Raw genomic sequence first — 16,880 nt, 5'->3', positions numbered from 1 at the left:
CGGCAAAATTAATCCTATAAATCTGATAAATCCCCTCAAATCCCGGTTCAGAAATAAAAAACCGCTTGCTGTTGGCAAGCGGTTTTTTTAACTATATCAGGAATTACAATCCAAATCCGTATGCTAACCGCAAGCCAATCAAACCATAATTGTTACCCTGTCCAAAAAAACCTTCGTAACGTAGACCTAAATCAATTACGTTAGTAGCAAAACCAATGGTTGGCGAAAGGATTAGTTTGGTATCCTTGCTGCCATCGGGATAAAGAGAAGTCGCTTCAAAACCGGCACCCGCTTCGGCTCCGAAATATAACTTATTGGCAAGAAAAGATTTTATACCAAGCTTTACAGGTATAATGCCCAAGTCTTTAGATTTTACCTCTACACCTGTTCCTCCTGCAGTTGCATCAAGAACCGTGATGGATTTACCGAACATATTATAGTAGCCTGACGTAAGCGTTAAGGCAGTACTATTACTTAAGCCGTATTGTAAACGTGCTGTACCGCCTAATTCAAAATTTGATATATCATGAGCGTTTCCCGTTGGCCTTCCTATTTCGAGTCCTATTCCCAAACGCCATTTATTGGCCGGGGTGGTTTGAGCATCAACGTCTTTAACAGTAAACAAAGCCATGGCAACTGATATGCCGGTAATAACTTTTGAAATCGTATTTTTCATGTAGCTGTAATTTAAGTCCCTGTTAACTCTTTGTTACAAGGTGGCAAATGTATAAAAAATAAAAGCCCCCTATCATGTGTAATAAGGAGCTTTTAAAGCTTTCTTTGTTGTTAGCTTATAACCCAAAACCATAGGCTACACGCAGGCCAACCAAGCCATAGTTATTACTCTGTCCTGAAAAATTTTCGTAACGAACGCCAACGTCCCATGTTTTGTTTGCCCAGCCAATTGCAGGCGACAAAATCAGCTTAGTTTGTTTCTCAGCTCCGGGAAATCGCTCTTTAGTTTCGAAACCGGCACCAACTTCAGCTCCAAAATAAACATTTTCTGCAAAAAAAGCTTTAATACCGGCCTTTAATGGAACAAGCCCTAAATCTCTCGCCGAATGGGTCAGACCATCTATCGTATAATCCTTGCCAAAGAAATTATAATAACCCGACGTAAGCGTTAAAGCGAGATTGTTTGAAACACCATACTGCAAACGCGCTGTACCACCAAGTTCAAAGTTGGAGAAATCACTAATATTGTTACCAACCGGTATACCGGTTTCCAAACCTATCCCAAAGCGTAACGCATTTGCTGGTGTGGTTTGAGCTTTAACATTTGTTCCGATAAAGATAGCCACCGCAGTAAACGCCGAAGCTATCATTTTAGTCATTGTTTTCATAGTTGTGTTTTTTTAGTCAAATTCTACAATGTTCATTTTTTAATTTTCCATTGCATTAACTCCTCCTTAACAAATACTTTGCCATTATTGGCATCATTTACCATCGAAAATATTATTTGAACTATTAATACAACCGCGTTTAATCCAATCACACCCGGCTTAATAATTGAAAATCAACATTATTTAAAGTGACAAGGTCAATACAAAATAATTAACGTTAATATAATTTATGATGAATAGTTTTATTAAAAACTGCCCTGCATAAGCATCAAAAGTGTCTACTAACACCAAATTTCGAGGCCATAAATGGTTAAATAGCCAGGTATAGCAGCATACCAATCCTGCCGGAAAATAAAAAAGAGAGACTTGCGCCTCTCTTTTTACAAAACTTTAACAATTATTACGCGTCCGGTCCGTGCTTTTTAGGATCATAGTTTTTTTCAAGCTCGGCAAGTTTTTCTTTACCATAAGCCATTTTGGTGATCAGGTAAAATAAAACGGGCACTATGAAGATAGCTAAGGAAGTGGCAGTAAGCATTCCTCCAAACACTGTCCAACCTATGGTTTTGCGGGCTTCGGCACCGGCACCTGATGAGAGCATCAACGGCACCACACCTAATATAAAGGCCATGGATGTCATGATAATAGGTCTTAAACGAAGGCGTACCGCTTCAAGCGTCGCTTTCTCTAACTCCATACCAGAGTCTACACGTTCTTTGGCAAACTCCACAATCAGGATGGCGTTTTTGGCCGCCAGGCCTATCAGCGTTATCAAACCAATTTGTGCATATACGTTATTGGTCAGATCGGGCCAGAAAGTAAGAAAAAGGATAGCCCCAAATGCACCCAACGGTACTGATAATAATACGGAGAACGGCACCGACCAACTCTCATACAATGCCGCCAGGAACAGGAACACGAACCCGATTGACAGTGCAAAGATGTAAACCGTTTTAGAGCCCGACAATAATTCCTCACGGCTCAGGCCCGAAAACTCATAGCCATAACCTTGCGGCAACACCTGCGCGGCTGTTTCCCGCAGGGCGGTAATAGCGTCACCACTGCTGTAGCCGGGTTTAGTACTACCATTGATCTCGGCCGAACGGAACAGGTTATAGTGCGATATCAGTGGCGAGTTTTCTATTACTTTGTATGATGTTAATGTACTCAGCGGCACCATGGCACCGGCAGAGTTACGAACAAAATACTGTCCTATGTTTTGCACATTGGTACGGTAGCTGGTATCGGCCTGGGCCACCACCCTGAAATTACGCCCATAAATGGTAAAATCGTTGATATAGGTACTACCTAAATACGTTTGCAGCGCGTTGTTGATATCAGATATAGCTACACCCAGCTTTTTGGCTTTCTCCCTGTCGACAGTTAACTGGTAAGCCGGTGTACTTGCTGTGAAGAAAGAGAACGCCCTTGCAATTTCTTTACGCTGATTAATGGCCCCCAAAAACGAACGAAGTGTTTTTTCAAATACCTTGATATCCCCGCCGGCCTGTTTCTCCTCTAATATAAATGAAAAACCACCTGTACTACCCAAACCCGGAATTGCCGGCGGTTGGATCACTACCACGTTAGCCTCCTTATACTTACCAAGTTTTTGGTTCAGCCTTGCAACAAGCGCAGTTATCTGCTGCGATTTTTGTTTACGCTCATCCCAGGGCTTAAGTTGCACAAATATGGTTGCACTATTTGATTTACTTGCAAAGCTGATGGCATTCAACCCTCCCAAAGCTGCATAGTGGGCTATTTCGGGTACGCTATCAAGGGTTTTCATCATATTATGTAACACATCAACAGTACGGCCGGTTGATGAGGCTTCGGGCAAATCAAAGGTGATATAAACACGGCCATCGTCTTCCAGCGGAATAAACCCTGATGGTTTGCTTCTGAACAACAATATGGCGCCAATAATAATACACACCAGTACAATGATTACGTATCTTGAATTCTTAATGCTCTTATCAACTGTATTACGATACTTGCCGGTTACCCGGGTAAACCATGTATTAAACTTAAAGAAGAACCTATCCAATCCGCCCGATTTCTCATCGATCTTGTGTGGTTTTAATAATAAGGTGCACAACGCCGGAGTTAATGACAGCGCCACAAAAGCCGAGATCAATACCGATATAGCAATGGTGATAGCAAACTGTTGATACAACCGCCCTACTATACCCGGTACAAAGCCTACCGGCACAAATACTGCCGCAAGGATCAGGGCAATGGCAATTACCGGCGCCGAAATATCAGCCATAGCATGCTTGGTAGCTTCTTTAGGTGTCATGCCCTCTTCGTCCATATAATGCTGAACTGCTTCCACCACTACAATGGCATCATCCACCACAATACCAATAGCCAGTACAAAACCAAACAATGTTAATGTATTGATCGTAAAATTAAGCGGAATAAAAAAGATAAACGTACCGATAATAGACACCGGGATGGCTAATACAGGGATGAGCGTTGTACGCCAGCTTTGTAAAAACAGGAATACCACTATAATTACCAGTGCAAGTGCTATCAAAAGCGTTTCGACCACTTCGCTTACCGACACTTTTACAACGGTTACAGCTTCAAAAGGCACCACGTAGTCAATATCCTTGGGAAAGCTCTTTTTTAGCTCTTCCATGGTCGCATACACATTGTCGGCTGTTTGGAGCGAGTTACTGTTCGGGGCCTGATAAACCAGCAGGTAAGATGCCCTCTTGCCATCAACAAACGAGTTACCTGAATAGTTGAATTTACCGAGTTCAATCCTGGCAACATCTTTAAGGTGTACTACTCCGCCATTGTTAGGCTGGGTTTTAACAACAACATTTCCAAACTCTTCGGGTTTACTTAAACGACCTTTTACAATTACCGAATACTCAAAAGTTTGTCCTTTTAATTGCGGTGTTGCACCTACCGTACCGGCAGCTACCTGCGCGTTTTGTTCCTGCAGTGCCGTAGTTACATCGGCAGCGCTCATGCCTAAGGCGGCAAGCTTGTCGGGATTAAGCCAGAGGCGCATACTAAAATCGTCGGCACGGGTAACAACGTCGCCCACACCTTTGGTGCGTAAAATAGCGTCTTTTATAAATACGTTGGTATAGTTATCGGTGAAAGTGACATCGTGGCTGCCATTAGGGCTGTACATAGCCACAAGCATTAATATACTCGGGTTACGTTTACGCACTACCATACCCAAACGCTGTACCTCCTGCGGTAAGGTTGGAAGGGCGATGCCCACACGGTTTTGCACGTCGAGGGCAGCGATGTTGATATCAGTACCTACGTCAAAGTTAACAGTCATGCTCATTTGCCCGTTGCTGCTGCTGTTACTTTGCAGGTAAGTCATGCCCGGTACACCGTTCACCTGTACCTCAACCGGCGTAGCTACTGTTTGTTCAACCGTTAACGCGTCGGCGCCGGTATAAGTACCGCTTACAGATACGGTAGGCGGTGTAATATCGGGGTACTGGCCTATTGGCAGGCTGGTTATTGACAGGATACCCACTATTAATATCACCAGGGATATTACAATGGCGGTAACCGGTCGTTTTATAAAAGTATCTGCGATCATTCTTTCTCTATATTAAGTTTTCCAGGGTAGATGCACCCCTTCTTCGGCTTAAAATTTTTCCTGTTGATATAAATTTATTTTTTGGGTGCTGCTCCTGCCGGCGCGGCTGTTCCGGTAGTGACCCTACCACCATCGCGCAAACGCTGAAAACCATCGGTAATTACTTTATCGCCTTGTTTTATGCCATCCATTATCACTACATCGCTGTTAATACGCGGCCCTAATTTCACCTTCACCTGTTTTGCAATTGTATCACGCCTGTCCTTAACCGTTTTATCGGCAGCTGTGTCTTTAACAACGGTATCTCTTGTTGCGAAAACAAAAAACTCGCCCATTTGCTCGGTCACCGCTTTAAACGGAATCTGCACCCGCTCGCCCGATTGGCTGTTCAACACCTGCAAAACGCAGCTCATGCCATCCTTCAGCACGTCATCCTCGTTCGGAAACTGGATTCTCACCCTAATGCTGCCGGTTTGATTGCTCACGCCCCTGTCAATCGCCAGTACTTTACCTGTCTTGTTGTATTTACTTCCATCGGGCAGCACGAGTTTAAAGGTGCTGTCGGTGCTTGACTTTTGAAGGCCATAAAAGCGGTTGATGTCCTGCTCGTTGATCACCACATCAACACCTATAGGGTGCTCGGCGGATATGGTGTTCATCAATGTGGTGCCTGCTGCTACCTGTGTTCCAAGCCTCACCTGCGAGATCCCTATTCGTCCCGTGAAAGGCGCGGTAATGGTAGCATATGACAAATCAGTACGGGCCGACTCAAGCGCGGCTTTGGCTACAGCAACCTGGCTTTTATTGGTCTCGTAGGCAGCCTGCGCCTGATCCACTGTCTGACGGGCAATCGCATCGCTCTTAAGCAGCATGTTATACCTGTCAATGTCTTTTTGCGCTTTAACCAAATTGGCTTCGGCGCTTAGCACATTAGCTTTGGCCTGGTCAAAAGCAGCCTGGTATTTGCGTTTATCTATTTCATACAATACTTTGCCCTTCTGCACAACATCTCCCTCTTTAAAAAATATACCGGTTACAAAACCCGGTACCTGGCTGCGCAGTTCGACAGTGTTCACCGAAACCACAATACCCTGGTATTTATCATAATATACTGCTTCGGCTGTTTTAGCGTCGGCAAGGTATACTGGGGTTGGGGGCATGGCCGCCGGCCCGCCCTTTTGAGGTTTACCGCATGATGCCCAAGTTAAAAGTGCTGCAGGGGCTAACCAATATATATATGTATGTTTCATGTAGAATAGGTTGTTCGTGTGTTGCTGTAGTTTTTATTTTTTATAACAATATCTTATGGTTGCTGAACAGGCAGGATTCCAAGGGCCCTCTGCAGGTCAATTTTACTGCTGAGCAAATTGAACAGGGCATTATAATAGCTCAGTTCGGCAGTACGAAGATCGGCCTGCGATACAATTACGTCGAGGTAGGTTTTTACCCCCTCGCGGTATTGCAGGCTTACCACCTTATATACATCTTTTGCCAGTGTTACATTTTCGCGAATGAGCTGATAGCTGGTATAATTGCTTTTATATGCCGCCAATGTCTGGGTGTACTCCGTATAAATACTATTTTTTGTGTTTATCAGGTCAAGGTCAGTACGTTCAACCTGCAGCCTGGCTTTAGCAAGGTTTTGCAGGCGCTTCGTCCCCTGGAAAATAGGTACAGCCAGCGTTAAGCCAACATAACCTGTAGGGAAAGATTTATTATACAAATCACCAAAATCATGACTGAAGTATGCATGCTGGTAACTCCCTACCGCCGATAATGAAGGCAAAAACCCAAAGCGGTAGTAATTTACGTTGAGATTATTGAGTGCCTTTGTTGTTTCGAGCAAACGGTATTCGATCCGGTTATTTACATTGAGCGATTGTAAAGTATCAATACTGGCCTCCTGCTCATACCGGCTCGAATCATAGGAAAGGCTTAACGGTGTAGCCGCCCCTACGCCCATGATCTGTTTTAATAAAGCCGTTTTACTTTTGATAGCTTCTTCAGTTTGTTTACGGGTAGCCAATGAATTATTTAAAGCGATGGTTGCCTGCTTATAATCCGTAGGATCGGATATACCGGCGGTATACCTGCTTTTCGCATCCTTCAGGCTTCTTTGCAACCTGATGATGTCCTCATTAGTGATGTCAAGTTGTTTGCCGGATAGTAAAACATCAAAGAAAGCTTTGCTTACATCACTTACTACATCAATCTGGCTGCTCAAGGTGTTCTGCTTATAGTACTCGCGCGAATATCTTTTCGCCCTTGAAGCAAGAAATACATCGTTGTTATATAATACCTGTGAGGCCGTAACGCCCAAGGTTGAAAGGTTACGGATACTGCCCGCGTTGCTGGGGATGTTAGCACCGGAGGCACCAGCCTGCGGGCTGCCCTTATAGTAATAATTATAAAGGCCCGAGCCGTTCACCTGCGGCAGCCAGGCCGACAGGCCAATTCTAATATCACGCTCATTGATCTGTTCATCAATGGAAGCCTGCCTTACTGTTGGTTGGTTACGCAAGGCAAAGTCAATAGCCTGTTTTAGGGAAACCGGTCCGCTTATACTATCAACGGCAGTTTGGGCATAACTATTGCTATGTAAATTCAATGTTAAATTAAGTACAAGAAGCGCCAAAAAGTACTTGTGTTTTTTCATAGGGTAGCTATAAATAACAATGTATATCAGGCAAAAATTATAAGAAAAATTTTATAATTAGTGCAAGATTGTTACGGGGAATGCGAATATGTAATTAATATTACTAATTTAAAATCACGAACAAGAATTTTACGTAAAAAATTACAAAAACACGGGATAGTATCAGCTTTTTGGGCTTTTGACAAAAAAATGAAAATAATAGGCTCGATATAAACAAAAAAATTAATTAATTTGCCGTGTAAGAATTTGTGTGCTTCTTAAGTAGTATTGATACGTTAATAGGCATTATTTTAAAAAAATTTACACACACCGTATAAGTTATATGCTTATTCATGGTATTTTTACACAAAATTTAAGCAGAGTTAATATACATGGTTAAAAAACTACATGGGAAAATCGCTCAGTTTCAAGTAGCAAATATGCTGCGTGAACGGGGGTTATATCCTTATTTCAGGCCTATTGAGTCTGCACAAGACACTGAGGTAATTATTGACAACAAGCGGGTATTAATGTTTGGTTCTAACTCATACTTAGGCCTTACCAATCATCCAAAAATCAAAGAAGCTTCAAAAAAAGCAATTGACAAATATGGCACAGGCTGTGCCGGTTCACGTTTTTTGAACGGCACACTTGATATCCACATTGAGCTTGAAAACAGGCTTGCTAACTATGTAGGCAAAGAAGCTACTGTTTTATTCAGCACAGGTTACCAGGTTAACCTTGGTGTACTTTCGTGCGTTACCGGCCGGAATGACTATATCATACTTGATGAGTATGACCATGCCTGTATCATTGACGGCAGCCGCCTGTCGTTTTCAAAAGTGATCAAGTACGCCCATAACGATATGGCCGATTTGGAGCGCAAATTAAGCATACTTCCTGAAGATGCCGTGAAGATTATCGCTGTTGACGGTATTTTTAGCATGGAAGGCGACATTGTTAAATTGCCTAAGATTGTTGAGCTTGCCGATACTTACGGTGCCAATATCATGGTTGATGATGCCCACAGCCTTGGTGTAATTGGTGATAAGGGTGCAGGTACCGCCTCACACTTTAACCTTACCAATGAAGTTGACCTGATCATGGGTACCTTCAGTAAATCATTAGCCTCGTTAGGTGGTTTCATCGCCAGCGATCAGGATACTATTGATTATATCAAACACCGCGCACGTTCATTGATGTTTAGCGCAAGTATGCCTCCGGGCTCTGTAGCCAGCGTGATTGCCGCATTAGATATCATTGAATCAGAACCGGAGCGTATCGAGAAATTATGGGATAACACCAATTATGCCATGAAACTTTTGCTGGAAGAAGGCTTTGACCTTGGCCCTACCGAAAGCCCTATTTTGCCGATCTACGTTCGTGATAACGAAAAAACTTTCGCGGTTACCAAACACCTGCAAGCTTCAGGTGTATTTGTTAACCCGGTTGTATCCCCTGCCGTTCCTTCCGATTCGTCACTGCTTCGTTTCTCATTGATGGCTACCCATACCTTTGAGCAAATTGACGAAGCCGTTGAAAAACTGTCAAAAGCCTTTAAAGAAGTTGGTGTAACCGCTTCTGTTAAAGAAAAAATATAATGAAGAAACCTGAGGTGCATTTAGCTGCTTTTTAATTAAGGTAAGCTAAATGCACTTTTTATTTTAAAGCATACCAATTTGCTTTATTCAATCATTTACCACACATGATTACAATAGTAACGGTTAAATCAAAAAAAGAACTGGCTTCGTTTATTGATTTCCCGCATGACCTGTACAAGGACGATCCTTACTATGTTCCGGAGTTGTTTATTGCCCAAAGGGACCTCTTAACCAAACATCCCTTCCATAAACACAATACCGTACAACCCTTTTTAGCTTATGATGGCGATAAAATTGTTGGCCGGATAGCCGCGATCCTTAATAACGGCCATAACGAATACAGCCACGTTAACGATGGCTTTTTTGGCTTTTTTGATTGTATTAACGATACGGCGGTATCTAACCTGCTTTTTGAAACCGTTACCAAATGGCTTAAAGAAAAAGGCGTTACCGGCAAATTATTAGGCCCTACCAACTTTTCAACCAATGAGCCTTGCGGTTTATTAATAAAGGGATTTGATAGTTCACCGTTCCTGATGAACACCTACAATTTTGCGTATTATGCCGACCTGGTTGAGCATTTTGGCTTTAAAAAAGATGTAGACCTGATTGGATGGCATTGGGACGGACAAGCTTATGATGATAAATCAGTACGTTTATTAAACGCGCTTGAAGATCGGTTAAAACGCAACGATATCATTATCCGCAAGATCAACCTTAAAAATTTCAAGGAAGAAGCCGCCAAACTGCGCGAAGTGTATAATTCAGCATGGGACAAAAACACCGGTTTTGTGCCCCTGACCAATGAAGAGTACGATTACCTGGCCAAAGATCTTAAACTGATCCTTGATCCCGATTTTGCCATCGTGGCCGAGCAGCGCGGTAAGATAGTTGCCTTTGGCCTGGCCCTGCCCGACTATAATGACATCTTCAAAAAAATAAAACGCGGTCGCTTGTTGCCAACCGGTATTTTTAAATTACTGTTCGGCAAAAAAAGCATTACCGGTATCCGTATTTATGCCCTCGGTGTTATTGAAGATTACCGCAAAATGGGTATCGAGGCCTGTTTATATGGCACCATCATAAAGGAATATAAGGCCAAGGGTTATAAACATGCCGAAGCCGGCTGGACACTGGAGAACAACGATATGATGAACCGTGCCATTGAAGCTATAAAGGGCGATCCTTATAAAAAATACAGGTTATATCAAAAAGCGATATGAGGGAGCGGGTTTTAATAACCGGTGGAAGCGGATTTGTTGGATATCATTTGATTGAAGAGGCCTTACAAAACAATCTGGAGGTTTTTATAGCCATCAGAAAAAGCAGTGTAATAAGTCACTTAAACGATTTAGATATCCAATATATCTATCCCGAATTTAACAATAAGGAAACATTAAAGAAGCAACTGGCCGAGATAAAGCCCGATTATATCATCCACGCGGCAGGTGTAACCAGTGCCCGCTCCGAAGCCGAATATAACCGGATCAATGCTACATATACCCATAACCTTGCTTCGGCGGCTTATGAAGCTTGCCCCGATTTAAAAAAGTTTGTACTTATTGGCAGCCTGGCTTCCGTTGGGCCGCTTAATACGCTAACCGGCACCATAACCGAAGCAACCCCTCCGCACCCTGTTACAGCATATGGCAGGAGCAAATTGCTTGCCGAACATAAATTAAAAACGGTGAGCGGCCTGAATTATACCATACTAAGACCTACCGCGGTTTACGGACCGAGGGACACCGGCATATTTATATTTTTTAAACAGATAGTGAAGGGTATTGAGCCCTATATAGGCAAGGCGCAGCAAAAACTCAGCTTTATATATGTTAAAGACCTGGCCAAAGCAAGTATCAAGGCTTTATACGGTGGCAATAACAAGACATATAACCTGAGCGATGGTAACTTTTATAACCGTTATGAGTTAGGCACCATCACCAAAGAGGTATTAATGCTAAAAACGCTAAAGTTTCATCTGCCTGTAAATTTTGTTAAAATGATTGCAGCAGTATCTGAAAAAATAAGTTCTTTGAGCAACAAAGCTGCAGTGCTGAATATCGAAAAGCTTAATGAACTGACCGCCATTAACTGGAATTGCGATATTGAAGCAGCTAAATCCGACCTGGGTTTTTATCCTTTATACAATCTGCAAAGCGGCATGGCCGAAACGCTAAAATGGTATAAAGCCAACAAATGGCTTTAGCCGATTAATTTGAAATAAATAATAGTAACATAAATGAAAATCAACATTACACCTGCTAAAGGTAAGCTTGGCATCCTGATCCCCGGGTTAGGCGCTGTAGCAACTACCTTAATTGCCGGCGTAGAGGCCGTTAAAAAAGGCATCTCGCAGCCAATTGGCTCCCTTACTCAAATGGGCCACATACGTTTAGGAAAAAGAACCGAAAACCGTAACCCGAAAATTAAAGAATTTGTTCCTTTAGCCGATTTAAACGACATCGTATTTGGCGGTTGGGATGTTTATGAAGATAACGTATTTGAAGCTGCCTCAAACGCACAGGTACTGGAAGCAGGACTTTTACATTCGGTTAAAGCCGAATTGGAAGCTATAAAGCCAATGAAAGCCGCGTTTGATAAAAACTACGCTAAAAACCTTGATGGCACCCACGTTAAAACCGGAACCAGGCTTGAACTTGCCGAGCAGGTAATGGAAGATATCAAAAACTTTAAAGAGGCTAATGGTCTTGACAGGGTTGTGTTGGTATGGTGTGGTTCAACCGAGATCTATTATGAAGCATCTGCTGTACATCAGTCATTAGCCGCTTTTGAAGAAGGATTGAAAAATGACGACAAGCTGATCGCTCCAAGCATGATTTATGCTTACGCAGCTTTAAAATTAGGCGTTCCTTTTGCTAATGGTGCCCCTAACTTAACAGTTGATATCCCTGCATTGATCGAACTGGCTAAATTAACCAAAACCCCGATTGCCGGTAAAGATTTCAAAACCGGTCAAACCTTAATGAAAACCGTATTGGCCCCGGGCCTTGCAGCACGTTCATTAGGTGTACATGGTTGGTTCTCGACCAACATTTTGGGTAACCGCGATGGCTGGGTTCTTGACGATCCTGATAACTTCAAAACTAAAGAAGTATCAAAACTGGGTGTATTGGAAGATATCTTCAAACCGGAAGATAACCAGGAACTTTACGGTAACATCTACCACAAGATCCGTATTAACTACTACCCTCCGCATGGTGATAACAAAGAGAGCTGGGATAACATCGATATTTTTGGCTGGTTAGGCTACAAAATGCAGATCAAGATCAACTTCCTTTGCCGCGACTCGATCCTTGCTGCCCCTATCGCGCTTGATTTGGCTATCTTCTGCGATCTGGCTAAACGTGCCGGCATGAGCGGTATCCAGGAATGGCTGTCATTCTACCTGAAATCGCCTCAAACTGCCCCGGGTTTACATGCAGAAAATGACATCTTTAAACAACTGATCAAATTGGAGAATACCCTTCGTTACCTGATGGGCGAAGACCTGATCACCCACCTTGGTTTGGATTATTATGACGATATGTTCGCGACCGAATAATCGTTAAATTACCAAATACCGTCAAAACAGCCGTAAGCAACTAAACCCTGCATTACGGCTGTTTTGTTTTTATCAGGTAAAAATGATCATACGCAAGTAACATTATTTTAAAGCAATAGTCTTATTGGCGCTAATGTTAATTTGTTAAATAATGTTATTTATTAACCTAAACGGCTTCTTCCTAACAATCAAAAATAGCAAATAATATCTAATTATCAGATAGTTACCTAATTTCTTATGTAACTAACAGCAAACAACCGTAATACCAACTAACCGGCCAAGCCGTTGTTTGAGTTTAGTTATAATTACAGTAATATCATAGCATAAAAGCTGTAAACAATATTTGACTTTTTGACCACATTAGTCTGTAGTGATTTTTTTTACCTTTGGCCTGTTAATTGTAAACTCCACAATAACCATCTGCCGGGAGTGTACAAAACAAGGTAAGTGTAGAGAGATTAAAGCGGCAGAACAATGAAAAACATACGGAGGCGGGCATAATTAATCTGCCAAAAATATTTGAATAACTGATACATACCTCTTTATCCGATAATAAAAGTGTTAAGCCGAAAAAAGAAGTTTGTATTTGCACAATGCACAAAATACATGGATTGTAAAAAATTTTATAAAAGCTTATTTTTCTTAATACTGTTCTTCTCTGCTTCGGCATTATATGCGCAGCAAACGGTAATAACGGGTACTGTTACTGATGCAGGTAACAAACAAACCCTGCCTTCTGTTAGTATTTCTTTTACGGGCAGCACTACCGGTACCACTACAGATGTTAATGGCAAATATCGGCTAGCTACAAACAATCAGCAATACAAACAAATCAAAATTTCATTTTTAGGTTATAAAGACGCTTTTTTAGCTGTTGTTCCCGGTAAAGAGCAGGTTATCAATGTAAAGATGTTCCCCGCTTCTCAGCAACTTAACGAGGTTGTGGTAAAATCGGGCAAAAAACCTAAGTACCGTAATAAAGATAACCCCGCTGTTGAACTGATCCGTAAGGTTATCGAAAATAAAGAAAAGAACCGCCCCGAAGCATACAACTATGTTGAATACAAGGAGTATGATAAAATGATGTTTGCGCTAAGCAACGTATCCGCCCAGTTTTCGGACAGGAAATTTTTCCGCAAGTATAAGTTCATTTTGGATAACCGCGATAGCTCATTGGTACCAGGCAAATCATTGCTGCCTATTTATCTTGATGAAAAGCTGCAGCAGGTTTATTACCGTAAAAACCCCGAAAAAACAAGGGAAGATATAACCGGCCAAAAAAGTGTTAACTACGGTGCGGGTATTGATAATGAAGGGCTTACCCAATATTTCAAACACTTATACAACAAGGTTGATATTTATACCAACAACGTATTTTTGATAACAAGCCAGTTTCTTAGCCCGATATCTGACAACTCGCCAAACTATTACAAATACTTTATTGCCGATACCATTGTTGACGCACATAACAACAAACTGGTTAAGCTTGACTTTACCCCCCGCAATACAACCGACGTACTTTTTGAGGGTAGTATCTACATTACGCTTGATGGTAACTACGCTGTACAAAAGTGCGACCTGACCATTAATAAACATATCAACATCAACTTTATCAGGTCGATGACCGTTAACCTGGAGTTTCAGCAAAACCCCGATGGCCGATATCATCTGAGCAAAAGTACTACCATTGCAGATTTTGGCGCTTCCAAAAAAGATGCAAAGAGTGGTTTATTTGGTATCCGGGCCATAACCTACAGCAATTACGTGGTTAACAAACCCCGGCCGGATACAACTTATCAGGGATCGCCATATGCTGAATTAAGCGATGAAGTGAAACATCGCCCCGAATCCTTCTGGCAGGAAAACAGGCCGGATACTTTAACGCTTGCCGAATCAAAGGTTTATAAAAACATCGACAGCTTGCGTAATATGCCTTCGTTTAAACGTACGGTTGATATAGCAACGCTCCTGCTTGCAGGCTATAAAGGCTTTGGTAAATTTGAGTTAGGTCCTGCCAACACATTTTACAGCTTTAACCCGGTTGAAGGTTTCCGTTTACGTGTAGGCGGCCGTACAACACCCGAATTAAGCAAACGTTATTATTTTGAAACTTATGCAGCTTATGGTTTTAAAGACGAGCGCTGGAAGTACTTTTTAAGTGCAACCTACTCCATTAATAATAAATCTATCTATCGTTTCCCTCAAAACTATATTAGGGCAAGTTTTCAGCGTGATACCAAAATCCCTGGCGCAAGCCTGCAGTTTGTGCAGGAGGATAACTTCCTGTTATCGTTTAAGCGTGGTGTGAACGATAAGTTCCTTTATAACGATTTTTACAGGTTTGATTATTTACACGAACTGGAAAGCCATCTTTCGTTTGCCGCGGGCTTCAAAAAATGGACCCAAGAGCCGGCGGGATCATTATATTTTGATAATATTGTTAATGATCTGCCAAATTCTATCCATCATTTAACCACCACCGAGCTTACCGGAAGTATCCGCTGGGCACCTCATGAGCAGTTTTACCAGGGCAAGATCTATCGCATCCCTATCCCTAACAAATACCCGGCCTTTGAACTTGATTATGCTCAAGGTATTAAAGGCTTATTTGCCGGCGAATACAATTATCAAAAGCTTGACTTCCGTGCCGATAAACGTTTCTATTTTTCGCAGTTAGGTTATGCGGATATTAATGTTTCGGCAGGTAAAATCTTTGGTTCGGTGCCGTACCCTTTATTAACCATACACAGGGCTAACCAAACTTACGCGTATGACCTCGACTCATACAACTTAATGAATTTTTTGGAGTTTGTGAGTGATAAATATGCCAGCTTCAGGATAGATCAGCACTTCAGCGGTTTCTTCTTTAATAAAATACCTTTGCTAAAGAAATTGAAATGGCGCGAAACCGCATCGTTAAAAGTACTATACGGCGGCCTGTCTGATCAAAACAATCCTTCGATACATCCGTCATTATATCAATTACCCGTTGGCACCGATGGCGTGCCGATTACTTATACATTGGGCAAAACGCCTTATGTTGAGGGTAGTGTTGGTATTGAAAATATATTTAAATTTATACGCATAGATTTTGTGAGGCGCTTTAACTACCTTGACCAGCCAAACGTTGCCCAATGGGGCCTGCGCACAAGGGTTAAATTCGACTTTTAATCATTGCACCTAAATAAGCAGAGAGAAAAATGGAACAGCAAACAACAACACTTAGGAGATCATTCAGAACCAACCTACAGTTAGGGATATATAAGGTTATTGATCCGTTTGTGAAGATCCTTATAAAAATAGGCTTAACCCCCAATGCAGTTACTACCATAGGTTTTGTACTTAATGTAGGCGTTGCAGGGATATTTATTTTAGGTGCCGAAGAAGGTAACCGCGGCGACCTGAGCTATGTTGGCTGGGCCGGCGGCCTCATCCTTTTTGCAGGCTTATTTGATATGCTTGACGGTCAGGTAGCCCGCTTAGGCAATATGAAATCAACCTTTGGTGCTTTGTATGATTCCGTACTTGACCGCTACAGCGAATTGATCATGTTCCTGGGCATTTGCTATTACCTGGTAGCACATCACTATTTCCTGAGCTCGATAGCCGCCTTTATAGCACTGATTGGCTCAATGATGGTTAGTTATGTACGTGCACGTGCCGAAGGTTTGGGTGTTGAAATTAAAGGCGGTTTAATGCAAAGGCCCGAGCGTGTAGTAACTATCGGCTTATGCGCAGCTTTATCGGGCATAGTAGCTCAATACATCGGCGGTAACTATAAATTATTTGTTCCCGGCATCAAATTTCATGTATTTGAAACCATATCGATATTTACTATCCCATTGGTAATACTTGCCGTTTTAACCAATATTACGGCTTTTAACAGGCTAAGAGAAGCTAAAAAAGCTTTAATTAAACTGGAAGAGGAAGAAGGTAAGTAAGGCTGTAGTTCTAAGTCAAAAGTCTTAAACGAGGACGTTGAATTACTTCTCCTAAGACTGCGAACTTTAGGCTTAAGACTTAGCAACAAATATCATATCTTCGTAACAATAAAATAAAGGCATTTACGCTTAGCAATATCTTTGCTAAAATTGCCTTTTGCTGGTTTAAGGCCAGCCATTCTGAATAATTTTAACACCATAAACAGGCAGAGAGATCGTAA

Annotated in this window: 11 protein-coding genes; 6 read left to right on the top strand and 5 right to left on the bottom strand. The window is 42.0% G+C overall.

Translation table 11 applies throughout. The features are described 5' to 3' along the window. Positions 1–103: 103 nt before the first annotated feature. The 5 genes from ACP26M_RS03680 to ACP26M_RS03660 all read right to left on the bottom strand — a co-directional run bounded on the left by ACP26M_RS03680 (position 104) and on the right by ACP26M_RS03660 (position 7,576). The gene (locus tag ACP26M_RS03680) at positions 104–676 is read right to left on the bottom strand and encodes a hypothetical protein (protein ID WP_426586279.1); all 573 of its coding nucleotides are present in this window, start codon (positions 674–676) and stop codon (positions 104–106) included. Positions 677–791: 115 nt separating this feature from the next. Beyond that, complete coding sequence (locus ACP26M_RS03675; protein WP_426586277.1) at positions 792–1,343, bottom strand: hypothetical protein; 552 nt, start codon at positions 1,341–1,343, stop codon at positions 792–794. A gap of 400 nt (positions 1,344–1,743) precedes the next feature. Further along, entirely contained in the window at positions 1,744–4,920 is a 3,177-nt protein-coding gene (locus tag ACP26M_RS03670; RefSeq protein WP_426586275.1) for an efflux RND transporter permease subunit, read from the bottom strand. 74 nt (positions 4,921–4,994) lie between these two features. Next, on the bottom strand, positions 4,995–6,170 hold the full coding sequence (locus ACP26M_RS03665) for an efflux RND transporter periplasmic adaptor subunit (protein ID WP_426586273.1): 1,176 nt from the start codon (positions 6,168–6,170) through the stop codon (positions 4,995–4,997). Between the two features lie 53 nt (positions 6,171–6,223). Next, entirely contained in the window at positions 6,224–7,576 is a 1,353-nt protein-coding gene (locus tag ACP26M_RS03660; protein ID WP_426586271.1) for a TolC family protein, read from the bottom strand. 371 nt (positions 7,577–7,947) lie between these two features. On the opposite strand from ACP26M_RS03660, the gene spt reads away from it, so the two are divergent. The 6 genes from spt (at position 7,948) to ACP26M_RS03630 (ending at position 16,659) form a co-directional block, all read left to right on the top strand. Next, on the top strand, positions 7,948–9,156 hold the full coding sequence (gene spt / locus ACP26M_RS03655) for a serine palmitoyltransferase (protein WP_090526354.1): 1,209 nt from the start codon (positions 7,948–7,950) through the stop codon (positions 9,154–9,156). A 104-nt stretch (positions 9,157–9,260) separates the two neighbouring features. Beyond that, a complete protein-coding gene (locus ACP26M_RS03650; protein ID WP_426586268.1) occupies positions 9,261–10,379 on the top strand; it encodes a GNAT family N-acetyltransferase in 1,119 nt (372 codons plus the stop codon). Beyond that, positions 10,376–11,362: an NAD-dependent epimerase/dehydratase family protein gene (locus ACP26M_RS03645; RefSeq protein ID WP_426586266.1), complete on the top strand. Its 987-nt coding sequence runs from the start codon at positions 10,376–10,378 to the stop codon at positions 11,360–11,362. Before ACP26M_RS03650 ends, ACP26M_RS03645 begins: the two co-directional genes overlap by 4 nt. 33 nt (positions 11,363–11,395) lie before the next feature. Continuing rightward, positions 11,396–12,718: an inositol-3-phosphate synthase gene (locus ACP26M_RS03640; protein WP_090526349.1), complete on the top strand. Its 1,323-nt coding sequence runs from the start codon at positions 11,396–11,398 to the stop codon at positions 12,716–12,718. A 606-nt stretch (positions 12,719–13,324) separates the two neighbouring features. After that, positions 13,325–15,889 (top strand): DUF5686 family protein, encoded by a 2,565-nt coding sequence (locus ACP26M_RS03635; protein ID WP_426586264.1) that lies wholly within the window; start codon positions 13,325–13,327, stop codon positions 15,887–15,889. A 29-nt stretch (positions 15,890–15,918) separates the two neighbouring features. Continuing rightward, a complete protein-coding gene (locus ACP26M_RS03630; RefSeq protein ID WP_090526345.1) occupies positions 15,919–16,659 on the top strand; it encodes a CDP-alcohol phosphatidyltransferase family protein in 741 nt (246 codons plus the stop codon). The last annotated feature ends 221 nt before the right edge of the window (positions 16,660–16,880 follow it).

The sequence above is a fragment of the Mucilaginibacter sp. R-33 genome, from assembly GCF_049949235.1.
In the GTDB taxonomy this organism is placed as follows: Bacteria; Bacteroidota; Bacteroidia; order Sphingobacteriales; family Sphingobacteriaceae; genus Mucilaginibacter.
This window is presented reverse-complemented; position numbering and strand designations above follow the sequence as displayed.